We start from the raw sequence: 21,479 nt of genomic DNA, 5'->3' as shown, positions 1-21,479 counted from the left end.
ACCGTTGAACAGAACCGAATTCATCATCGCAACCGCGATCATCCTGTTTGTAGCCTTTGCATTGGGTTGGTTTGCCAGTTGGCTGGTCAACCGCTTTACCCGCGTGACAAAGGCCGAGATTGGCGCGCTAGAACAAATGGCCCAAGACCTGCACGAAGCAGAAGAAACCCGCGACCAAGCCATTACATACCTGCAACAGCGCGAATCAGAAATGACCAGTCAACTGTCCCAAACCGAGGCAGAATTGCGCGCCGCGATGGATGGCCTGCGCGAAGCAAGGCACGAGGTCGAAGAGCTGCGCAACAAGGTCGCGCGCCACAAAGTCGGCTAAAGCACAAGAATCACCCGGCGCCCCCCGCAAGCCGGAGCAATCAAAAAGAGGTGGACGCATGGCAACCACGCTGATCGTTCTGGCGCATCCTGACAAACGGTCTTTTAATGGTGCGTGGGCTGAGGCGACCGCTGCGGCCTGTGCTGCGGCGGGCGATCAGGTTTTATGGTCAGACCTTTACGCGCAGGGGTTCGACCCCGCCGAGCGTTCCACGCACTACGACTGGCCGTCAGATCTGCCCTTTGACCCGCTGAAGGCGCAGGAAAGAGCAGCCGCAGATGCGGCTTTGCCCGATGATGTGCAGGCCGAAATTGCCAAGATCAGGCAAGCCGACCGGGTCATCTTTCATTTTCCGCTGTGGTGGTTTGCGCCACCTGCGATGCTGAAAGGTTGGTGCGAACGCGCGCTGGCCCATGGTGCGCTGCACAGTGTGGACCAAAGGTTCGACAAGGGGCAGATGCGCGGTAAAAAGGTGCTGTTTTGCGTCACGACCGGATCAAAAGCCAGCGAAAGCGCACATAACGGCAAAGAGAGCGACGTGACGATGCTGCTTTGGCCACTTGCCTATACGCTGCGCTATCTGGGGTTCGACGTGGTGCAACCGCGCTGCGCGCATGGCGTGCACGGGTATCATCGGGGCGACAGGGAAACGGCCCTGCGCAACCGGCTGACGGGCGTGCTGGCCGCGCAGCACGACGTGATCGCAAGGTTCGACACCCTGCCGCTGATCCCTTTCAACGCCGATGATGATTTTGTTGAAGAAGGCCGGTTAAGGTCGGACCGGCCCAGTCATTCCGCCTTTATCCGGCACAACCGCTAACGCGGTGCCGCAGCCCGGCGCAAGCGGTCGTTGATCGCGCGGCCAAGCCCATGGTCGGGGATCGGCGACACCGCGATGTGGGCAGCCCCCATCGCGTCAAGCTGATGCAGGCAATCGAACAGCTTTGCCGCCGCCTCGGTCAGATCACCGGTTGGCGACAGGTTCAGATCAGCCGCAACCGGGCCAAAGCCCAGCAAAACCTCGCCCGTTTCAGCGTGATCGGCGTTCAGCCGCACGGTGCCTTGCGGCGCATAATGCGATGCCAACTGCCCCGGCGCTTGCGGGGTTTCAGGATCATCAGGCAAGGCCAGCGGCGCGCCCAGGCATGCCTCTAACGCCTCGGTCGGGATGCCGCCGGCGCGCAGAAGCGCGGGGCGACCCACACAAGACACAATGGTGGATTCCACCCCAACGCCGCACGGCCCGCCATCAACCAAAGCGTTGATCCTGTTGCCAAGTCCCGCCTGCACATGCGCGGCTGTCGTCGGGCTGATGCGGCCTGACGGATTGGCCGAAGGTGCGGCAACTGGCCTGCCAAAGGCACGCAGCACCCCTTGGGCTACAGGATGATCAGGCACCCGCACCGCCAGCGTATCCAGCCCCGCTGTCACCAGCCGCGAAATCCCCGCGTCTGGCAGCAAGGGCAGCACCAGCGTCAGCGCGCCGGGCCAGAACACGGCGGCCAACCGTGCTGCATCATTATTGAACACACAGTAATTTTCCGCCGACATCCTGTCTGGCACATGCACAATCAGCGGGTTGAAACTGGGCCGCCCCTTGGCGGCATAAATCCCTGCAACGGCGCGATCATTGCGTGCATCGGCCCCCAGCCCATAGACTGTTTCCGTCGGAAACGCGACCAGCCCGCCCTGATCCAGAAACACGGCAGCACGCGCCAACCCGTCAGCATCGGGCGGCAGGATCAGCAAAGGCGCATCAGTCATGACGTGGCGTTTCTGTTGATGACCAAAGGGTCTGCGATAGGTTAAGACTTGAATGCATAGATGTCTGCCTGCCTTTTGCCAAGGCCGGCATGAAAGCGGAGAAAACCCAATGCCTTATCGTGCCCCTGTCAGCGATTATCAATTCCTGATGGATCATGTCACTGGCTTTGCCGATGTGACAGCAACCCCCCGCTTTGCCGAAGCAACGCCCGATATGACCGCTGCGATCCTCAGTGAAGCCGCGAAAATGTGCGAAGAAGTTCTTGCGCCCATGCAACGCGCAGGCGACCTGCACCCGGCACATCTGGACAACGGGGTTGTGCGCACGTCGCCCGGTTTTGCAGATGGGTATAAGGCGATCGCGACGGGCGGTTGGATCGGCATGTCGGCCAGCCCTGAAAACGGCGGTTTGGGCCTGCCCATGACGCTGACAACCTTGGTGAATGAAATGATGTCTGGGGCATGCCTTGCGCTGCAACTGAACCCGCTGATGTCGCAAGGCCAGATCGAGGCGCTGGAACACCACGCATCGGACGCGATCAAGGCGCTTTACCTGCCAAAACTGATTTCGGGTGAATGGTGCGGCACGATGAACCTGACCGAACCACAAGCGGGGTCGGACGTGGGCGCACTGCGCACCAAGGCCGAACCCAACGGTGACGGCACCTATGCGATCACGGGCCAGAAAATCTATATCAGCTGGGCCGACAATGATTTCACCGAAAACGTCTGCCACCTTGTGCTGGCGCGTTTGCCTGACGGGGTGCCGGGGACCAAGGGGATCAGCCTGTTCATGGTGCCCAAGCTTATCCCCGATGCCGACGGCACCCCCGGCAAACGGAACGACCTGCGCGTCGTCAGCCTTGAACATAAAATGGGCCTGCATGGTTCCCCCACTGCCGTGATGGAATATTCTGGTGCAACCGGCTGGTTGATTGGCCCCGAACATGGCGGCATGGCGGCAATGTTCACCATGATGAACAACGCCCGCCTTGGCGTCGGTGTGCAGGGCATCGGCGTTGCAGAAGGTGCGTATCAACACGCGCTGGCCTACGCGCAGGACCGCAAACAGGGCAAGGCTCCCGGCACCGGCGCGATCATCGAACATGCCGATGTGCGCCGGATGCTGACCACGATGAAGGCCGATATTTACGCCGCCCGCGCCATCGCGCTGATGAACGCCGTGGCGATTGATATGACCAGTGCCACAGGTGATGCAGGCTGGAAAGCGCGTGCCGCCTTCCTTACCCCGATCACCAAGGCCTTTGGCACTGACGTGGGCATCGACGTCGCCAACACCGGCGTGCAGGTGCATGGCGGGATGGGCTTTATCGAAGAAACGGGTGCCGCCCAATATGCCCGCGACGTCCGCGTCACCGCCATTTACGAAGGCACCAACGGCATTCAGGCGATGGATCTGGTAGCGCGCAAAATGATGGACAGCGGCGAGGCCGCGTTCCGCCTGCTGGAAGAAATCGAACAGGGCGCCGAAGCTGCGCGCGCCGCGCATCCCGCACTGGCCGAGGCAGTATGGCAAGCGGCCGAAACCCTGCGAGAAACAACCGAATGGCTGGTCGGGCAAAGCGACCTGAACCAGCGGTTTGCCGGTGCGGTGCCTTACCTGCGCGCCTTTGCGCGGGTGCTGGGCGGGCATGTGCATCTGTCCTCCGCCATGGCGGGCGATGCGGCACGCGCACGGCTGGCGACCTTTTACATCAAGCGGTTGTTGCCCGAACACGCCGGGCTTTTGGTGCATGTGCGCGAAGGGGCTGACGACCTGCTGGCCATTAGCAACGACGATCTGGCCGCCTGATGGCCGATGGCGCCACCAGGATAGGTTATCCGTTTGCAGACCCACCTGCCGAAGGCCAAGCCATAGAGGTAGCCGATGGCGTGCTGTGGATGCGTCTACCACTGCCGATGGCGCTGGATCATGTGAACGTCTACGCACTGGACGAAGGCGACAGCTGGACGGTGATCGACACCGGCTTTGCGTCCAAACGCAGCCGGGCGATCTGGGCCGCACTGCTGGACGGGCCATTGGCGGGCAAACCCGTTGCGCGGCTGATCGTGACGCACCACCACCCCGATCACGTGGGGCTAGCGGGGTGGTTCATTGCCAATGGGGCAACACTGCACATGCCACGCACCGGCTGGTTGATGGCGCGGATGCTGACGCTGGATGAACAGCCGACGCCACCGCCCGAAACGATTGATTTCTACCGCCGTGCCGGCATGGCTACGGATGAACTGGCGCTGCGACAGGCAGAACGCCCGTTCAACTTTGCCGATTGCGTCGTGCCATTGCCGCAGGGGTATCGGCGGCTGGTGGACGGCGGCAGCATCCGCATGGGCGGGCGCACTTGGGATATCCGCATGGGCGACGGCCACGCCCCCGAACATGCGACATTCTGGAGCAAGGACGACAATCTGGTGATTGGCGGTGACCAGTTGCTGCCCTCGATCAGCGCCAATCTGGGTGTTTATCCGACAGAACCAGAGGCCGACCCGGTCGCCGACTGGCTGGCATCCTGTGAAAGGCTGGCCCCCTATGCGCGCGATGATCAACTTGTGCTGGGTGGGCACAAATTGCCGTTCACCGGCCTGCCGCTGCGGCTGGACCAGATGATCGGCAATCATCATGGCGCGCTGACCCGTCTGCTGGATCATCTGGCCGAACCACGTGTGGCGGGCGCATGTTTTGCCCCGTTGTTCAAGCGCACGATCGACAGGTCCACCTATGGTCTGGCGCTGGTCGAAACCGTGGCACATCTGAACCACCTGCATCAGGCAGGTAAGATATCGCGCAGCCTGCGCGATGATGGCGCGTGGCTTTACCGGGCGCGGCGCGCTTAGTGGCGCGCTGTGATCCTTGTGTGTAAGCGCCCCAGAATGCGGCTGGCCGTCGTTTCGCACAGCGCCGGAATGATCGCGTGAACCAAGGCTGCAAAAGCCGCCGCCACCAACCAGAACGCAAACCCCAGCGCAAAGCGCATGTGTTCCAGATAGGTTTCGTTGACCGTGGCAGGATGATCCAGAAACAGCGCGGCAAGCGCGCGGCGCGATGTGTGGGTTGTTTGTGGCATTGGGCACCTTCTATCTGACTTTGCGTCAGATTATGTAAAATCCGCTTTCGTATGATCCCAAATATCATTGCGATAACCGAATTTATTGGGATACAATCCCAATAATGGATCATAAATTAGACGATATTGACCGCAGCATCTTGCGGCTTTTGCAACAAGACGCCACACAATCTGTCGATGATATCAGCGCGCGGGTGCATCTGTCGCGCAATGCTTGCTGGCGCCGGATCAAGGCGCTGGAACAGGCGAGAATCATCACTGGCCGCATCGCCCTTGTGGATGCCGCCAAGGTCGGCGCGCCGCTGACCGCGATGGTCCTGATCCGCACCAACGCGCATGATGCAGCATGGATGGCACAATTCCAGACAACATTGCGCACCATGCCAGAGGTTGTCGGCGCCTATCGGATGACCGGCGATCTGGACTACGTGCTGCGTGTGCGCGTCGCGGATGTGCCCGCCTATGATGCTTTTTACAAACGGCTGATCGCGCGTGTTTCGGTTTCGGATATCTCGGCCAGTTTTGTGATGGAAGAAATCAAGGAAACAACCGCCGTGCCTTTGTGATCAGGCCGCGCATCGCACCATCACCGGCGCACCATGTCACACTGCGGTGTGATTATCAGATGTGACAGCGTGACAGCCTCGCGTGAATCGTCTATGTGACAAAAAAATAGCTTACGAGGACTTCAAAATGGCTGACCATAAACACGGCGAAATGGACATCTCCGCGCAGGAAAAGACATTCAACACATTTGTCAGCTTGGTCGCAAAAGCCGTGATAGCGGTGATCGTGGTGCTGATCTTTCTCGCATTGGTCAACGGCTGATCGCTGTTTTGGACCGACGTCATTTTCTGATTGGCCTGCCGCTGGCTCTCTCAGCCTGCACAGTCGAGGAAATCTGGGCGCCAGATGATGTGGTCGCCCGCGCAATATATCGCGGTGACGGGCCCAAACATCTGACGCTTTATACCATGTTGAATGTGGGCTCTGATAACGGGGCCCATACGTCTCTTTTGGTTGATGCCAGCCACCGGGTTATCTTTGACCCCGCTGGGTCATTCAAGCAATCGCGCATTCCAGAACGCAATGACGTGCTGTTCGGGATCACCCCGCAATTTGAACAATTTTATATCAGTTACCACGCCAGATCGACATATTACGTGGTCGGCCAACGGATCGAGGTTGAACCTGAAATTGCAGAACGTGCGCTGATTCTGGCGCTGGCGAACGGGGCTGTGCCCAAGGCCGGCTGCACCCGCGCAACATCGCGATTGCTGCGGCAATTACCTGGCTTCGGCGGGCTGCGGCAAACCATTTTCCCTGACAAACTGATGAAAGATTTTGCAACCCTACCCGGTGTCGTCACCCGTGAATATCGTGAAGACGATGACGACGACAAATCCATCGCCGCAGCCCAGATCAACGCCGCACTTAGAACAACGCCGTGACGCCCAGCCCGGTATAAAGTGCTGCCGCACCGGCCCCCATCCCCCATAGCGCATTGCGCGTCCAGAACGCGACGATGACCGTCACCGCCGCTGCGGTCAGGCGAACTGGGTCAGGATCCCCGCCAGTTGCGACGGGCCACAAAACCAACGGCGCGACCATCCCCGGTAAAACCGCCACCGGCGTGAACCGCAAAAGCCGCAAAACAACAGGCGGCAATTGACGGTTCCCGATCAGGCCAAGAAACGAAAACCGGATCAAAAAGGTGCCAGCCCCCAAAAGCAGGATGATCCCCCAGATTTCAGTCGTGCTGTAATTCATCTTGCCCGCCGTTCCATCACCGTTTCCACCATAGCGCCAGTGACCATCGCCGCCACCGCAGCGATCAGCAACCCTGTGCCGGAAGGCAGGTCGACAAGTGCCAACGCCACACCAATCGACACCAAAGCCGCCGCCACATGCGCCAGAGATTTCATGATCGGGGCGACCATTGCCAGAAACATGATGGGAATCGCAAAATCCAACGCCCAGGTTTCAGGGATCGCGGTGCCGGCCAGAATGCCCACAAGCGTCATGATGATCCAAACCGGCGTGATCGGCGTTGCCAGCCCCAGAAAATACATCACACGTTGTGCGATCGTCATTTCTGGCCTTGTTTCATACCGGGCAACAGACCCGATAAATGTCTGATCAAACGTCAAATACGCCACAAAGACCCGTTTCCACATCGGCGCTTGGCCCAGATAAGGCACCAAAGATGCAGAATACATCGCCATCCTCAAGTTTACCGCCAACGCCGCCAGCAAGACAAAGGCAATGCTGGCATTTTCGACCATCAACTGCACCGCGGCAAATTGCGACGCACCCGCAATGACCAGCACCGAAAAGCCTAAAGCCTGCGCCAGCGTCAGCCCGGCATCCGTCGCGACCACACCGAAAACGGTTGCAAAAGGGGCCGCCATCAGGACAAAGGGCATACCGTCCTGAACCCCGGCCAAATAGGCTGCGCGGTCTGTGGATTTGGCTGTAGAAGTCGTCATGGCTTTGCCCTAACTTTGGTGCGTTATATAGGCAGGCTTAGGCATGTGGGACAGGAAAGACAATTGGCACGCATTGACGATATATCAGACTACCTGATCGCGCCGGACCCATCGGCGCCCCGACTGACTCGGGCGGTCACCGGCACAGACCAGAACGGCCAGCCGATCCACCTGCGCGTGGTCGAAGAACGCCCCCTGACGATCTACCTCAATGCGCAAGAAATCGTGACCGCGATGACCATCGGCGATTATCCGGAATATCTGGCCCTTGGATTTCTGCGCAATCAGGGGATGTTGCGCAAGGACGAGGTAATCAAAGGCGTTGATTACGATGAAGAGCTTGATGTCGTCGTCGTGCGGACCAACGGGCAGACGACCTACGAAGACAAGCTGAAAAAGAAAACCCGCACCAGCGGCTGCGCAGTAGGCACCGTATTTGGTGACATGATGGATGGGCTCGAAGGCATCGCCCTCCCACCCACACAAGTGAAAACTTCAGACCTCTACGCGCTCGCTGCCAAAATCAATCGCACCCCGTCTCTGTATCTTGAGGCCGGCGCAATCCACGGCACGATCCTGTGCCAAGGAGACCACCCATTGGTCTACATGGAGGATGTGGGCCGCCACAACGCCGTCGATAAAATTGCGGGCTGGATGCTGTCCGAAGGGGTCAGCCCCGATGACAAGATCCTCTATACAACCGGGCGGCTCACCTCGGAAATGGTGATCAAAACGGCGATGATGGGTCTGCCCGTCCTGGCATCACGGTCCGGTTTTACCGCTTGGGGGGTCGAAATCGCCAATCAGATCGGCCTGACATTGATCGGCCGGATGAAAGGGCAACGCTTTGTCTGCCTTGCAGGCGAAAGCCGCCTGATCCGCGACGCTGATCCGACACAAGTCGCGGACGAACCGCGCAAGGTGGGCCGAAAGGGGGGCGCATGATCCATCCTTCATCTTGGCAAAAAAACTCCCGCCGGAGGCTCCCTCATCATCATTCCGCGCAGGTGTCACCATGAAGGCACCACTTGGCGTCATCCTTGCCGGAGGACGCGCGACCCGGATGGGCGGCGGCGACAAGGGAATGCTGCCCCTGAGAGGCGGCACGATCCTGTCGCATGTGATCATGCGGCTGGAACCACAGGTCGCGGGACTGGCGCTGAACGCCAACGGCAACCCTGATCGGTTTGCGACCCTGGGTCTGCCTGTCGTCTCAGACAGCATTGCCGATTACGCCGGGCCGCTTTCGGGTGTGCTGGCCGGGCTGGACTGGGCCGCAGCCCAAGGGGCGACCCATATCGTGAGCGCAGCCGCCGACACGCCGTTTTTTCCCTGCGATCTGGTCCCGCAACTGCAACTCGCCGCTGAAACGACAGGCGCGAAGATCGCCCTTGCGGCCACACCGGGGGGGCGCCACCCAACCTTCGGCCTGTGGCCTGTCGCACTGCGTGACGATCTACGCGTCGCGCTGCAAGGCGGCTTGCGCAAGGTGATCGTCTGGACAGATAAACACGGCTGTGCAACGGCGCATTTTCCAGACGATGCCGCATTTTTCAACGTGAATACGCCAGAAGATCTGGCCAAAGCAAAGGCCATGCTATGAAACTTTTCGGCGTGACGGGCTATAAAAACGCAGGCAAAACGGGGCTGGTGGAACGGTTGGTCACAGACATCACGCAGCGCGGTATCACTGTTTCCACTCTCAAACACGCGCATCACACATTTGACGTTGACCAGCCCGGCAAAGACAGTCACCGCCACCGCGTTGCAGGCGCCCATCAGGTTTTGCTGGCATCCGGAACACGCTGGGCCCTGATGAGCGAATTGCGCGACCAGCCCGAGCCGCCGCTGGCGGACTTGCTGGCGCGGCTCGACCCGGTCGATCTGGTGCTGGTCGAAGGCTACAAGCGCGACAGCCACCCCAAGATCGAAGCCTTCCGCGCGCAAACCGGGAACCCCCTGATCGCCCGCGATGATCCCACAATCCGCGCGGTCGCCAGTGATACTGCGCTGGACCTGGACCGCCCGACCTTTGACCTGAACGACACCGTTGCGATTGCCGACTTTATCTTGTCCGAGGTAGGCCTTTGATCTTTGACCGCGTTGTCATGGTGGATTGGTCCGGCGGCAATGACCGTGGCGCAAGACCAACAAAAGATGCGATCTGGGCCTGCATCGGGGCAGCCGGCACAACATCTGACCCTGTCTATTTACGCAACCGGCAAGTGGCCGAGGCCTGGATCATCCAAACCCTGACCGGTCTGCGCGCTGCGGGCCACCGCGTGCTGGTAGGATTTGATCTGTGCTTTGCCTACCCCAAAGGGTTTGCCACCCAACTGGTCGGGTCCGAGGATCCGCTGGCCCTATGGGATTGGTTCGCCGCCCGCGTCACTGATAGCCCCGTCGCCAACAACCGCTTTGATCTGGCCGGACAGATCAACGCCCGCCTGCCTGGCACGGGGCCATTCTGGTTCAACGCTTTACAACGCGACATCCCGCATCTGCCGCGCAAAGGCACAGACCGCACCGGCCACGGCCTGCCGGAAAAGCGCACTGCGGACCTTGCGGTCAAAGGCAGCTTTTCACCTTGGCAACTGGCCGGGGCGGGGGCTGTTGGCGGGCAGGTGATTATGGGGTTTCCAACACTGGCTCGCCTGCGCCGCAGGTTTGATGGCGATCTGGCTGTCTGGCCATTCCAGCCACCTGATGCGCAGATTGTGCTGGCCGAAACCTATTTTTCGCTTTTGCCCGACCTGAATACACCCAAGCTGCACCCGATCAAGGATGCCGCCCAGGTCATGCTTTATGCACGGGCCTTTTCGGGGTTGGCACCCGCTGACATGGCGCAACTGATGGCAATTGACGCCACACCCGAAGGTTGGGTGCTGGGCGCGGGCGCGGAATCAGTGCTGCGGGCCGCAGCAACCCGTGATGTGCCGCCACCGCCCCTTCGCAACGATTGCTTTGCCATGCCACAAGGGGCGCATTGGACGCCGGTTGACACGGCCTTGGATCATCTCAGAACACAGCTTGGACCCGTCACCGGCCAGGAAGACATGCCCATTGCACTGTCCGCTGGCCGCATTCTGGCACAGGAGGTGACAGCGCGCAGATCACACCCCCCTGCCCCAAACGCCGCTGTCGATGGCTACGGCTTTGCCGGGCCTGCACCTGTCGGCGTGAACAGGCTGCCGCTGGTGGCCGGACGGGCGGCGGCAGGTCAGCCCTACGGCGGCACAGTCCCGCCTGGTCATGCGATCCGCATTCTGACAGGGGCAAACCTGCCCGACGGTGTTGATACTGTCGTCCTGCAAGAGGACGTGACCACAACCGATACCAGCGTGGCCTTTCACGGGCCTTTGAAACAGGGCGCAAACGCGCGGCGCGCTGGCGAAGATATGACCGCGGGCGAAATGATCCTGCCCGCGGGGCGCAAGCTGACCCCCGCCGATCTTGCCACCATTACTGCGGCGGGTGTGGGTGTCGTGACAGTGCAAAAACGATTGCGGGTCGGGGTTTTGTCGACAGGCGATGAACTGCGCGATGCTGGAGAGCCGGCAACGGTTGGGCAAATTTTTGACGCAAACCGTCCGATGCTCTGCGCAGTTGCGGCGGGTTGGGGCTATGACGTTGTGGACCTTGGTCGCGCACCTGACGACAGGCCAACGTTGCGCCAAATTCTTGACGATTCTGCCCCGCACTGTGATGTGATCCTGACATCCGGCGGCGCATCGGCAGGTGACGAAGACCACATGTCCGCCCTGCTGTCGGGCACCGGGTCACTGGCATTATGGCGAATCGCCATGAAACCGGGGCGGCCTTTGGCGCTGGGGCTTTGGCGGGGCACACCCGTTTTTGGCCTGCCCGGCAATCCTGTTGCGGCCATGGTCTGCGCAATGATCTTTGCCCGGCCCGCGTTGCAGGTGATGGCGGGCGGTGGCTGGCCGTCACCCGAAGGCTATCTACTGCCCGCCGACTTTACCAAATTCAAAAAGGCGGGCCGCCGCGAATACCTGCGCGCGCGCATTGTCGATGGGCGCGTCCACCTGTTTGCATCAGAAGGCTCTGGCCGGGTGTCGGGGCTAAGCTGGGCGACCGGATTGGTTGAACTGGACGACGCAGCACAAGAAATCACCGCCGGCGACCTGGTGCGTTTCATCCCCTTTGGCAGTTTTGCGCATTGAAGATCACGACTGGAATCCCTGAGGCCGACCGCGCTGAAGCCGCGGCCCTCTATTGGGAAGCTTTCGGTGAAAAGCTGGGGTTCGTGTTGGGCCCGCAAGACCGCGCCCTGGTTTTCATCGCAAATGTGATGCGGCCTGATCACGGTATTTGCGCCCATGACGATCACGGGCGCCTGTTGGGGGTGGCGGGGTTCAAAACGATGCATGGCGCGCTGGTAAATGGCGGATTCCATGACCTGCGCCGCGTTTACGGCTGGGTCGGCGCATCCATCCGTATCGCGCTGCTGGCGCTGCTGGAACGCGACACCGAAAACGAACGGTTCCTGATGGACGGGATTTTTGTTGCACAAGATGCACGTGGCAATGGCGTTGGCACTGCGCTGCTAAACGCCATCGCAACAGAAGCGCGCAGGCGCGGCTACCGGCAGGTCCGGCTTGACGTGGTTGACACGAACCAGCGCGCCAGATCGCTTTATCTCCAAGAAGGGTTTCGCGATGCGGACACCCATTCCATCGGCCTGTTGCGCTTTGTCTTTGGATTTCGCCGTGCCACGACGATGCTGCGCGACGTTTAACCCGAACCAATCAGCGCACCAGCCGCAAAGACCAGCGCGCCGCCCAGAACCACTTGGAATGTCGCCCGCAGAAACGGTGTCTGCATAAACCGGTTCTGTATCCAGACGATCGCCCAAAGCTCGACGAACACCACCACCAGCGCGATGCTTGTCGCGGTCCAGAAATCCGTAATCAGATAGGGCAACGCGTGGCCCAGCCCGCCCACGGTCGTCATCACGCCCGCCGCGATCCCGCGTTTCAGAGGCGAGCCCCGGCCCGAGATCTGGCCATCATCCGATGCCGCTTCGGTAAAGCCCATGGAAATGCCCGCGCCGACAGACGCAGCAAGCCCGACAAGAAAGGTTGTCCAGGTATTTTGTGTGGCGAAGGCCACCGCGAAGATCGGCGCGAGGGTGGAGACCGAGCCATCCATCAGACCCGCCAGGCCGGGTTGCACCCAAGTCAGGATAAACTGGCGGTGTGCGGCGGCTTCTTCTTCTGATCTGACGTCGTCAGCCAGATGCGCATCAGCAAGTTCGTTTGCCTTGTTGGCATGGCCCGCTTCGGCGGCGGCCAAATCACCCAAAAGCTTGCGCGTCGCGGCATCTGTCGTATTGGCCGCTGCTGTTTCATAAAATCGTTGCGCGTCCCGTTCCATTTGTGCCGCTTCTTCGCGGATCCGGTCAAGCCCAAGGTTTTCAACCAACCAGACCGGGCGGCGGGCATAAAAGCCGGACACATGTTCACGCCGGATCAACGGAATCACATCGCCAAAGCGATGGCTATGCAGGTCGATCAGCCGATGGCGGTGTTCGTCTTCTTCCTTGGCCATACCATCAAAGACAGCTGCTGACGCCGGGTAAGCATCCCGCAGCATTTCTGCATAAGACCGATAGATGCGTGCATCGTCTTCCTCTGATGAAATCGCCAGCGCAATAATTTCTTGCTCTGACAGCTCTTTGAACCGGCGGCGGCTGGCAAATCCTGGAATCATCTCGATCTCATTTTATTAGAATAGTTCTAAATTAATCGCTTTCGAGGCAAGAGCAAGAGCGAAAGATGGACCAGACCGCGTGGCGCGCTATCGGCTTGCCTGGACTGAACAGACCAGTTTATGTTGGGTCCACAACAGGGAGGGGCCTATGCCTGACGGCGCTGTCGTAGCCAAGAAAGGGCGGAAATTTGATCAGGTGCTGGAAGGCGCCCGACAAGTGTTTTTGTCTGATGGTTTTGAAGGTGCTTCGGTTGACGACATCGCCCGCGCGGCGGGTGTATCCAAGGCAACGCTTTACAGCTATTTTCCCGACAAGCGTTTCCTGTTCATGCAGGTCGCCAAGACAGAATGCTGCCGCCAAGCTGACACTGCGCTTGAAACGATTGATACAACCGCGCCTGTGCAAAAGGTGCTGCATGATATCGCATGCCAGATGGTCGATTTCATCACATCGGATTTCGGCAAGCGGATTTTCCGCATCTGCGTCGGCGAAAGTGACCGTTTTTCCGAACTGGGGCGGGAATTCTATGAAAGTGGCCCGCTTTTGGTGCGTGACCGGCTGGTGGCATATTTCGATCAGGCCATCGCGCGGGGCGAATTGCAGATCGACGACCGTGAGCTGGCCGCCGATCAGTTTAACGAACTGTGCAAGGCAGACCTGTTTCCCCGCCTGGTGTTCAACATGGCCGATACATTCACCGATGCCGAAAAGACGCGGGTGGTGAACGGCGCCGTCGATATGTTCATGGCCCGCTACGGGGTGCGCACCTAATCCAGCCGGCGCACTTCCAGATGGTTACCCTGACCTTTGCGCATTTCAAAACGTCCTGTCTTTTCCAGCAAATCGCTTAACTTTGCGCTGCCGTAGGTGCGTGAATCAAAATCCGGGTTCGCACGGGTGATGTATTGCCCCAACTGGCCCAGTGAAAACCATTCACCTTCGCGGTCGATGCTTTCCATCGCTTCTATCACAAGCGGTATCACCTTTGAAGGCGGCTGCCGTTCCGTTGTTCCATTTGCAACAGCAGGCTTTGCGCCTGTTTCGACTTTCGCTGGCGCAGGTTCCTTGTCCTGCCCCACAATATTTTCGATCAGGATGAACCGGTTGCAGACATTGCGCAGGCTGACCGGCGCCTTGCTTTCACCGATGCCGATCACATCCACCCCGTCTTCGCGCAAACGGTTCGCCAGCGCGGTGAAATCGCTGTCAGAGCTGACAAGAACAAAACCGTCAAACCGCCCGGTGTGCAGAATATCCATCGCGTCGATCACTAGCCCGATATCGCTGGCGTTTTTGCCCTTGGTGTTGGCGGTTTCCTGACTGGCGACCATGCCCAGTTCCATCACTTCCTTTTTCCAGTTGGCCAGCGCAGGGCTGGACCAGTCGCCATAAACCCGGCGCAACGCGGGTTCGCCATAGGTTGTGATCTCGCGCAGGATGGGGGCTGCGTATTTCGCAGGGATGTTATCGGCGTCAATCAAGACCGCCAAAAGCTTTTGTTCCCGCGCCATGCGGTATCCTTTCAAAATGGCAAAAGCCCGGGGTCAGCCCGGGCTTTTGCTGTGTTGGTGTCCTGATCAGAATTCCACGACAGCGCGGATCGACTTGCCTGCGTGCATCAGATCAAAGCCCTTGTTGATGTCATCAAGGCTCAACTTGTGGGTGATCATCGGGTCGATCTCGATCTTGCCCTGCATATACCAATCGACGATCCTGGGCACATCGGTCCGGCCACGCGCGCCGCCAAACGCCGTGCCGCGCCAGCTGCGCCCGGTGACAAGCTGGAAAGGCCGCGTTGAAATTTCGGCACCCGCAGGGGCCACACCGATGATAATGCTTTCGCCCCAGCCCTTGTGCGCGGATTCCAGCGCGGTGCGCATCACGCCCACATTGCCGGTGGCGTCGAACGTATAATCGGCCCCGCCGCCGGTCAGCGCGACCAGATGCGCGACCAGATCGCCGTCAACATCCTTGGTGTTCACAAAATCGGTCATGCCGAACCGTGTCGCCATTTCCACCTTGCCGGGGTTCAGATCAACACCGATGATCTGATCAGCCCCCGCCAGACGCAAGCCTTGAATGACATTCAGGCCGATGCCGCCCAGACCAAAAACAATCGCCCGGCTGCCAATTTCCACCTTGGCGGTGTTGATCACGGCCCCGATGCCCGTCGTCACGCCGCAACCGATATAGCAGATCTTGTCGAAGGGTGCGTCAGACCGCACCTTGGCCAGCGCAATTTCCGGCAGCACCGTGTGGTTGGCAAACGTCGAACAGCCCATGTAATGCAGGATCGGCGTGCCATCTAGCATGGAAAAACGGCTGGTCCCGTCAGGCATGACGCCAGCGCCCTGCGTCGTGCGGATCGCCTGACACAGGTTCGTTTTCGGGTTCAGGCAATATTCGCATTCGCGGCATTCGGGCGTGTAAAGCGGGATCACATGATCACCCGGTTTCAGGCTGGTCACACCGGGGCCAATATCAACCACCACACCGGCCCCTTCGTGGCCAAGGATCGCGGGAAACAACCCTTCGGGGTCGGCACCGGACCGGGTGAATTCATCGGTATGGCATATCCCTGTCGCCTTGATTTCAACCAGAACCTCGCCCGCTTTCGGGCCTTCAAGGTTCACTTCCATCACTTCAAGCGGCTGGCCTGCCGCCATTGCCACTGCTGCACGAGTCCGCATGTGTCTTCTCCTGTCGTTTAGAAGAAGATCAGGCATTGGGGGGGGGAATTCAACCGCTCAGTCACAGCAGACTTGCAAAAACGACGGTGCTAGGTTCAAGCTGGCGGGCATGAAGAAGCTGATGCCCCTTGCTGTTTGTGCGGCCTGCGCTGCGGCGCAACCGTTACCAGAAAAAAGGCCCGATACCTGCGGAGCTGCGGCCCATGCGGGTTTGATCGGCCAAGACGCGACCGCGCTGGAAAAAGTGTTGATCCTTGGCATGGTGCGGATCATCCGACCCGGCGACATGGTGACACAAGATTACAGACCTGACCGGATCAATTTCGTCGTTGCACCCGATGAAACCATCACGGTCATCAATTGTGGTTGATTTTGGCTGATGAAAAAGAACGCATCCGATGCCGCAGACTGTGTGTGGGTTAAATACTACGACACCGGAAAACGCTTCACTATAAGTGAACGGTAACAGTGACTCGTGTTTCGAATAGGCAAGGACTGTGACCTTTTAAGGGTGATTTAATGGCAGGGTCGTCATCAAGGCCGATGGATGCTTGATTTCCGGCGGCTTTGACGCAACGCTGGGGTATGACTGCCTTGCCCCCTTCCCCCTTTTCAGCAAATGGACGGACAGCGTTTCACCGCACTGAACTTGGCCCGATTCTGGGGCTTTATGGCCGCATGGTCGCTGCGGGTGAATGGCGGGATTATGGTATATCCTGCCTGCGCGACGTCGCCATTTTTTCGGTGTTTCGCCGCACAGCGGAACATCCGCTCTACCGGATCGAAAAACGCCCCAAGCTGCGACTGAAGCAGGGGCAATATGCGATCATCGCCATGGATGGCCAGATTTTGAAACGGGGCAACGATTTGGGGCAGGTGTTGCGGGTTCTGGAACGCAAGCTGATCCGCGCGGTTGACTAAACAACGCGCCTGCGGGCAATAACAGGCCCGCCCCCCTGCGCGTCGATCCGCAGCACCGCTTGCGCCAACGGTTCATAGGCGACGGCCATGTGGTGCGCATTGGCGTGGACCAGCGTTTCGGCGTCAACCACCATCGCCACATGCCCCTGCCAGAACAGCAAATCGCCACGGCGGGGCGTGTCGGTAAAATCCTGCCCCAACGCCTGTTGCAAGTCGCTGTCACCGGGGCAGGTCCGGCCACACAGGCGCAGACTGGCGCTGATCAGGCCCGAACAATCAATCCCCCGCGTAGAATTGCCGCCCCACAAATAGGGCACGCCAAAATGCATCTGCGCGACGGTGGCGGGGTCTTCGAATGGGCGGTCAACGTGGCGCACATGGCGCTTTGGCACGAACCCCACGTCCGTTTTAAAAAACTTGCGCCGTTCGTCCAGAACAGTCACGTGCGCCCCCAGAGGAAGCGCCATGGCCACAGCCGATTTAAAATCTTCAGCGCGGTAGGCATGCGTTGCCGGGCTGGCCACAAAATGGCTGTGCACAACAGGCGGGCCAAGCCGGTCAGACGGCACATAGCCCACATAGCCATCAGCTGCCTGCACAAAGGACCAGCCTACGTGGTCTTCGAACACTGTGACGGTGGCACCGCGTAAAAGCTGCCTGTCACGCACACCGTCAGGGGCCGCACATAAATCGGTGACGGGGCGCAACAGCACCATCGGCCAGCCCGTCACGTAACGTGCCGCAGGCACTTGCCCTGCCAGATGCATCGCCGCGATGCGCCCGTTGGCCGCTGTCAGCCGCCTGTCTGTCACAGGTTCAGCAGTTTCGGCAAGGCTTCAAGCACGGCACGCGCCCCCATCCCGACACCGCCTTTGGGGCGCGATGGCGCGGCAGTTGGCTGCCAGCCGAAGATATCAAAATGCATGTAAGGGCTTTCGACGAACCGGCGCAGGAACAGCGCGGCGGTGATGCTGCCCGCCATCCCGCCCGATGGGGCATTGTCCAGATCGGCGATGCCCGGTTCGATCATTTCGTCATACGGGGCATGGAACGGCATCCGCCAAACCGGATCAGCCACCGCACGTGCCGCCTGTGAAAGGGCCACGGCATGGTCATCGTTATCGGTGTAGAATGGCGACAGATCCGGCCCCAAAGCCACCCGCGCCGCCCCTGTCAGCGTCGCCATCGAGATTACCAGATCAGGCGCATCTTCGTCCGACAGGGTCAGCGCATCGGCCAGCACCAACCGCCCTTCGGCGTCGGTATTGTTCACCTCGATCGTCAGGCCCTTGCGCGATGTCAGGATGTCTTGCGGGCGGAACGCATTGCCCGCAATGCTGTTTTCCACCGCGGGTATCAACACGCGCAGTCGCAGTTTCAGACCCAGCGCCATAATCATCTGTGCCAGTCCCAGCACGGTCGCAGCCCCGCCCATATCCTTTTTCATCAGCCCCATCGACGCACCGGGTTTGATATTCAGCCCGCCGGTGTCAAAACACACCCCCTTGCCGACCAAAGTCAGTTTTGGCCCGGCGTCACCCCAGCGCAAATCCAATAGCCGCGGCACACGGGTCGATGCGCGCCCGACCGTGTGGATCAGGGGGAAATTTGCCGATATCAGATCATCACCCAAAATCACGTTCAGCGCCGCGTCATGCGCAGAGGCCAGCGCACGGGTCGCGTCCTCCAATTCGTCAGGGCCCATATCCGATGACGGCGTATTGATCAGATCACGCGTCAAGCTTTCGGCATTGGCGATGATCGTCAGACGGCCTGCATCCACCCCGTCAGGGGCGACCAGTTGGGCGATGCCCGTCGCAGGTTTGCGGTAACGATCAAAGCTATAGCCCGCCAAAAGCCACGCCAAGGCAGCTTCTTGCAGGGCGGCATCGTCTAATCCGCTGACGATCTTATAAGTGCCCTTTGGCAGTTTTTGGGCAATTGCGCCCATATGAAACCGGCCGCGCGCGCGTTTCTTGGCTGTGCCGTAACCGACCAGCACCTGCGCGATGCCGCCCCGATCATCAGGGATCGCGACAATTTGGCCCAATTCCCCACCAAAACCCTGCGCCAAGGCCCAAGCCCTGGCAGATTCAGGCAGGCCATCCAATACAGGGTCACGTGTATCGGACGATACAACACGCAAAGGAATAGCCGTTTCAGTTTCAGCGGCGAAGGTAAGGGGCATCGGGCTTCCAATCATTTAATTACTGTCGCAGACTACAATCCCGCCCTTGGGCTGCAAGCCCCGTTAGCCGCTATCGCGAAAATTCCAGATTTCAACCACGGCAATGTCGAACCCGCGTTCGAGGCGCGCCAATGTCGCCGCCAGCGCGATACCATCTTTTTGCGTCAGACAATTGGCCACATGATACGCAGCGATCGACACCTCTGTCAGGCCGATCTGATCAGCAACCAACCCGATCCTACGCGCAGGTTTCAGCATGGTCTGAAATGCACAATGTTCCAGATCATCTTGCAAGCTGTCCAACTGGCGCGCGATATCTTCAAGGATGCGGCAGATAATATCCTCTGCCGTGGCGGCGCCTTTTTCCTGAAACAACCGATTCAGTGGGGCAGAATCAAAATGCAGCATGCCCGCGCAACGCAGTGTAATAACAGCATTATCGCCAACGGCGGCCTGTTCGATGAATGATGTTTCATGTTCCATACAAACCGGTCTAAACGACGAAAGTTCCCAGAAGGTTGAAATGCCGTCGAAATATCTCTCGAAATTCATGAAGATGCGACGTATTCACGGGCAACATCATGACAGGCCCGCAAAATGAAGCACGCACAACCTCTGCCAAATTATCTTGTCACCCGCTATCACGGCTGGAAAGCGACCACCTTTGCCGAAAACAAAAGCTGGTATCGCCATCTGGCCGAACAAGGGCAGCATCCGCGTGCCATGGTCGTGTCCTGTTGTGACAGCCGCGTGCATGTCACGTCAATTTTCGGGGCCGATCAGGGCGAATTCTTTATCCATCGCAATATCGCGAATCTTGTGCCGCCCTATAACCCTGACGGGGAATACCACGGCACCTCCGCAGCCATCGAATATGCCGTCACAACGCTGAAGGTCGCGCATCTGATCGTGCTGGGCCATTCGGGATGTGGCGGGGTCGAAGGGTGCTATGACATGTGCGCGGGCAAAGCGCCGCAACTGGAAGAAACCAGCAGTTTCGTAGGTCGCTGGATGGATATCCTGCGCCCCGGATATGACCACCTGCCCCAAGGGGATGACGCAAGCCGCAAACGTGCGCTGGAAAAGGCTTCTGTTCTGATTTCGCTGGAAAACCTGATGACCTTCCCCTTTGTCAAACAAGCGGTCGATGATGAAGTGCTGTCACTGCACGGACTTTGGAATAATATCAGCGATGGCGGGCTAGAAGCCTACGATCCGAACATCGAAAAATTTGTTGGCATTTAGGGTAAGCGATCATTGAACTTGCACAGCGCAAGCAGAGGGTAAGATAGGATAGAATGAACGAAATACTCTCGCTTGCCGGATCCAACCTTGTTTCACCAATCATCCTGTCCTTTGCCTTGGGGATGGCCGCCGCCCTTGCCCGATCTGACCTGACCATCCCCGAAGCGGTGGCAAAGGGCATGTCGATTTACCTGCTGTTTGCTATTGGTTTCAAAGGCGGTGTCGCGGTCAGTGCGCATGGGGTTGACGCGACGTTGATCATGTCATTGGTCGCGGGGCTGCTGTTATCGTTCATCATGCCGCTGCTGGCCTTTGCGATACTGCGGGTCTTGACCGGATTGACCGCGACAGATGCGGCAGCCGTCGCCGCGCATTATGGGTCGATCAGTATCGTGACGTTTGTCGCGGCAACGTCAGTCCTGCAAGGCCGGATGATTGACGCCGAAGGATATATGGTTGCCGTCGCCGCCGTGATGGAAGCCCCGGCGATCCTGTCCGCACTATGGCTGGTGGCACGCAGCGGTGGGTCAGGCCGAATTGAACCAGGCCTGATGCGGGAAATCCTGTTGAACGGGTCCATCGTATTGCTGGTCGGGGCGTTTGCGATTGGAGCGATCACTGGCGAAAAAGGTCTCGAAGAAATCAGCGCCTTTATCGTCTCGCCCTTCAAGGGTGTGCTGTGTCTGTTCCTGCTGGACATGGGACTGATCGCCGGGCGCGGTCTGCGCCAATCCAAGGGCGTTTTGGGCGCGGGGGCTGTTGGTTTCGCCGTTTTGATGCCGATGATCGGATCAGCCATCGGGCTGGGGCTGGGCATGCTGGTCGGGCTGTCACTGGGCGGAATCGTGCTGTTGATGGTGCTTGCCGCATCGGCCAGCTATATCGCCGTGCCCGCCGCCATGCGCGTCGCCCTGCCAGAGGCGAACCCGGCAATTTACCTGACGCTATCGCTGGGCGTAACCTTTCCTTTCAACCTGACGCTGGGGATTCCGCTATATCTTGCCGCGGCCCAGATCGTGACCGGAGGATGA

The 21,479-nt window shown here is 59.3% G+C and carries 27 protein-coding genes; 17 read left to right on the top strand and 10 right to left on the bottom strand.

Annotated features, from left to right (window positions below):
- The first annotated feature begins 4 nt into the window (after positions 1-4).
- Positions 5-331, top strand: a complete 327-nt coding sequence (locus IBX59_RS02065) for a hypothetical protein (RefSeq protein ID WP_296371878.1) — start codon at positions 5-7, stop codon at positions 329-331.
- 58 nt (positions 332-389) lie between these two features.
- Complete coding sequence (locus tag IBX59_RS02060; RefSeq protein WP_296371876.1) at positions 390-1,151, top strand: NAD(P)H-dependent oxidoreductase; 762 nt, start codon at positions 390-392, stop codon at positions 1,149-1,151.
- Here IBX59_RS02060 and IBX59_RS02055 read toward each other — a convergent pair.
- The gene (locus IBX59_RS02055) at positions 1,148-2,095 is read right to left on the bottom strand and encodes an L-threonylcarbamoyladenylate synthase (RefSeq protein WP_296371873.1); all 948 of its coding nucleotides are present in this window, start codon (positions 2,093-2,095) and stop codon (positions 1,148-1,150) included. The two genes, IBX59_RS02060 and IBX59_RS02055, sit on opposite strands and share 4 nt — an antisense overlap.
- A gap of 109 nt (positions 2,096-2,204) precedes the next feature.
- Here IBX59_RS02055 and IBX59_RS02050 point away from each other — a divergent pair, with 109 nt between their 5' ends.
- On the top strand, positions 2,205-3,908 hold the full coding sequence (locus IBX59_RS02050; RefSeq protein WP_296371871.1) for an acyl-CoA dehydrogenase: 1,704 nt from the start codon (positions 2,205-2,207) through the stop codon (positions 3,906-3,908).
- Positions 3,908-4,951: an MBL fold metallo-hydrolase gene (locus IBX59_RS02045; protein ID WP_296371869.1), complete on the top strand. Its 1,044-nt coding sequence runs from the start codon at positions 3,908-3,910 to the stop codon at positions 4,949-4,951. Before IBX59_RS02050 ends, IBX59_RS02045 begins: the two co-directional genes overlap by 1 nt.
- Here IBX59_RS02045 and IBX59_RS02040 read toward each other — a convergent pair.
- Positions 4,948-5,181 carry a DUF6356 family protein gene (locus IBX59_RS02040; protein WP_296371865.1) on the bottom strand — a complete coding sequence of 78 codons (234 nt, stop codon included), beginning with the start codon at positions 5,179-5,181 and terminating at the stop codon, positions 4,948-4,950. The two genes, IBX59_RS02045 and IBX59_RS02040, sit on opposite strands and share 4 nt — an antisense overlap.
- Before the next feature lie 104 nt (positions 5,182-5,285).
- Here IBX59_RS02040 and IBX59_RS02035 point away from each other — a divergent pair, with 104 nt between their 5' ends.
- From IBX59_RS02035 to IBX59_RS02025, 3 genes are all read left to right on the top strand, one after another.
- Positions 5,286-5,747 carry an Lrp/AsnC family transcriptional regulator gene (locus tag IBX59_RS02035; RefSeq protein WP_296371863.1) on the top strand — a complete coding sequence of 154 codons (462 nt, stop codon included), beginning with the start codon at positions 5,286-5,288 and terminating at the stop codon, positions 5,745-5,747.
- A 127-nt stretch (positions 5,748-5,874) separates the two neighbouring features.
- Entirely contained in the window at positions 5,875-6,009 is a 135-nt protein-coding gene (locus IBX59_RS02030) for an aa3-type cytochrome c oxidase subunit IV (protein WP_296371861.1), read from the top strand.
- 8 nt (positions 6,010-6,017) lie between these two features.
- Positions 6,018-6,632 carry a hypothetical protein gene (locus IBX59_RS02025; RefSeq protein ID WP_296371859.1) on the top strand — a complete coding sequence of 205 codons (615 nt, stop codon included), beginning with the start codon at positions 6,018-6,020 and terminating at the stop codon, positions 6,630-6,632.
- On the opposite strand, the gene IBX59_RS02020 is transcribed toward IBX59_RS02025, so the two are convergent.
- Positions 6,616-6,951 carry an AzlD domain-containing protein gene (locus IBX59_RS02020; protein WP_296371857.1) on the bottom strand — a complete coding sequence of 112 codons (336 nt, stop codon included), beginning with the start codon at positions 6,949-6,951 and terminating at the stop codon, positions 6,616-6,618. The genes IBX59_RS02025 and IBX59_RS02020 overlap by 17 nt on opposite strands.
- Positions 6,948-7,670 (bottom strand): AzlC family ABC transporter permease, encoded by a 723-nt coding sequence (locus IBX59_RS02015; RefSeq protein ID WP_296371856.1) that lies wholly within the window; start codon positions 7,668-7,670, stop codon positions 6,948-6,950. The genes IBX59_RS02020 and IBX59_RS02015 overlap by 4 nt, the downstream gene beginning before the upstream one ends.
- 63 nt (positions 7,671-7,733) lie before the next feature.
- Between IBX59_RS02015 and IBX59_RS02010 the strand changes: the two genes are divergently transcribed.
- The 5 genes from IBX59_RS02010 (at position 7,734) to IBX59_RS01990 (ending at position 12,429) form a co-directional block, all read left to right on the top strand.
- Positions 7,734-8,615: a formate dehydrogenase accessory sulfurtransferase FdhD gene (locus IBX59_RS02010; RefSeq protein WP_296371855.1), complete on the top strand. Its 882-nt coding sequence runs from the start codon at positions 7,734-7,736 to the stop codon at positions 8,613-8,615.
- Between the two features lie 70 nt (positions 8,616-8,685).
- Positions 8,686-9,273, top strand: coding sequence for a molybdenum cofactor guanylyltransferase MobA (mobA, locus tag IBX59_RS02005; protein ID WP_296371853.1), 588 nt, complete (start codon positions 8,686-8,688; stop codon positions 9,271-9,273).
- Positions 9,270-9,761: a molybdopterin-guanine dinucleotide biosynthesis protein B gene (gene mobB / locus IBX59_RS02000; protein ID WP_296371850.1), complete on the top strand. Its 492-nt coding sequence runs from the start codon at positions 9,270-9,272 to the stop codon at positions 9,759-9,761. The genes mobA and mobB overlap by 4 nt, the downstream gene beginning before the upstream one ends.
- Before the next feature lie 17 nt (positions 9,762-9,778).
- Complete coding sequence (gene glp, locus IBX59_RS01995; protein WP_296371901.1) at positions 9,779-11,854, top strand: gephyrin-like molybdotransferase Glp; 2,076 nt, start codon at positions 9,779-9,781, stop codon at positions 11,852-11,854.
- On the top strand, positions 11,851-12,429 hold the full coding sequence (locus tag IBX59_RS01990; RefSeq protein WP_296371848.1) for a GNAT family N-acetyltransferase: 579 nt from the start codon (positions 11,851-11,853) through the stop codon (positions 12,427-12,429). The genes glp and IBX59_RS01990 overlap by 4 nt, the downstream gene beginning before the upstream one ends.
- Here the strand turns inward: IBX59_RS01990 and mbfA are convergent.
- On the bottom strand, positions 12,426-13,403 hold the full coding sequence (gene mbfA / locus IBX59_RS01985; RefSeq protein ID WP_296371846.1) for an iron exporter MbfA: 978 nt from the start codon (positions 13,401-13,403) through the stop codon (positions 12,426-12,428). The two genes, IBX59_RS01990 and mbfA, sit on opposite strands and share 4 nt — an antisense overlap.
- A gap of 148 nt (positions 13,404-13,551) precedes the next feature.
- Between mbfA and IBX59_RS01980 the strand changes: the two genes are divergently transcribed.
- Positions 13,552-14,175: a TetR/AcrR family transcriptional regulator gene (locus IBX59_RS01980; RefSeq protein WP_296371845.1), complete on the top strand. Its 624-nt coding sequence runs from the start codon at positions 13,552-13,554 to the stop codon at positions 14,173-14,175.
- Here the strand turns inward: IBX59_RS01980 and IBX59_RS01975 are convergent.
- Together IBX59_RS01975 and IBX59_RS01970 are read right to left on the bottom strand one after the other, a co-directional pair.
- Entirely contained in the window at positions 14,172-14,915 is a 744-nt protein-coding gene (locus IBX59_RS01975) for an NYN domain-containing protein (protein WP_296371843.1), read from the bottom strand. The genes IBX59_RS01980 and IBX59_RS01975 overlap by 4 nt on opposite strands.
- Before the next feature lie 66 nt (positions 14,916-14,981).
- Positions 14,982-16,094, bottom strand: a complete 1,113-nt coding sequence (locus IBX59_RS01970; protein WP_296371841.1) for an S-(hydroxymethyl)glutathione dehydrogenase/class III alcohol dehydrogenase — start codon at positions 16,092-16,094, stop codon at positions 14,982-14,984.
- A 109-nt stretch (positions 16,095-16,203) separates the two neighbouring features.
- On the opposite strand from IBX59_RS01970, the gene IBX59_RS01965 reads away from it, so the two are divergent.
- Both IBX59_RS01965 and IBX59_RS01960 read left to right on the top strand, forming a co-directional pair.
- On the top strand, positions 16,204-16,464 hold the full coding sequence (locus IBX59_RS01965; protein WP_296371839.1) for an I78 family peptidase inhibitor: 261 nt from the start codon (positions 16,204-16,206) through the stop codon (positions 16,462-16,464).
- A gap of 215 nt (positions 16,465-16,679) precedes the next feature.
- Positions 16,680-17,015, top strand: a complete 336-nt coding sequence (locus IBX59_RS01960; RefSeq protein ID WP_296371837.1) for a DUF2794 domain-containing protein — start codon at positions 16,680-16,682, stop codon at positions 17,013-17,015.
- On the opposite strand, the gene IBX59_RS01955 is transcribed toward IBX59_RS01960, so the two are convergent.
- The 3 genes from IBX59_RS01955 to IBX59_RS01945 all read right to left on the bottom strand — a co-directional run bounded on the left by IBX59_RS01955 (position 17,012) and on the right by IBX59_RS01945 (position 19,755).
- Positions 17,012-17,827, bottom strand: coding sequence for an NlpC/P60 family protein (locus IBX59_RS01955; RefSeq protein WP_296371836.1), 816 nt, complete (start codon positions 17,825-17,827; stop codon positions 17,012-17,014). The genes IBX59_RS01960 and IBX59_RS01955 overlap by 4 nt on opposite strands.
- On the bottom strand, positions 17,824-19,203 hold the full coding sequence (locus IBX59_RS01950) for a M17 family metallopeptidase (protein WP_296371834.1): 1,380 nt from the start codon (positions 19,201-19,203) through the stop codon (positions 17,824-17,826). Before IBX59_RS01950 ends, IBX59_RS01955 begins: the two co-directional genes overlap by 4 nt.
- Before the next feature lie 63 nt (positions 19,204-19,266).
- On the bottom strand, positions 19,267-19,755 hold the full coding sequence (locus IBX59_RS01945) for a hypothetical protein (protein WP_296371833.1): 489 nt from the start codon (positions 19,753-19,755) through the stop codon (positions 19,267-19,269).
- Between the two features lie 45 nt (positions 19,756-19,800).
- On the opposite strand from IBX59_RS01945, the gene IBX59_RS01940 reads away from it, so the two are divergent.
- Positions 19,801-20,448: a carbonic anhydrase gene (locus IBX59_RS01940; protein WP_296371831.1), complete on the top strand. Its 648-nt coding sequence runs from the start codon at positions 19,801-19,803 to the stop codon at positions 20,446-20,448.
- 53 nt (positions 20,449-20,501) lie between these two features.
- Positions 20,502-21,479 carry a sodium-dependent bicarbonate transport family permease gene (locus IBX59_RS01935; protein ID WP_296371829.1) on the top strand — a complete coding sequence of 326 codons (978 nt, stop codon included), beginning with the start codon at positions 20,502-20,504 and terminating at the stop codon, positions 21,477-21,479.

This window comes from Yoonia sp. (assembly GCF_014859355.1).
GTDB lineage: Bacteria > Pseudomonadota > Alphaproteobacteria > Rhodobacterales > Rhodobacteraceae > Yoonia.
The sequence above is the reverse complement of the archived record's forward strand: the minus strand, read 5'-3'. Positions and strand labels throughout refer to the sequence as shown.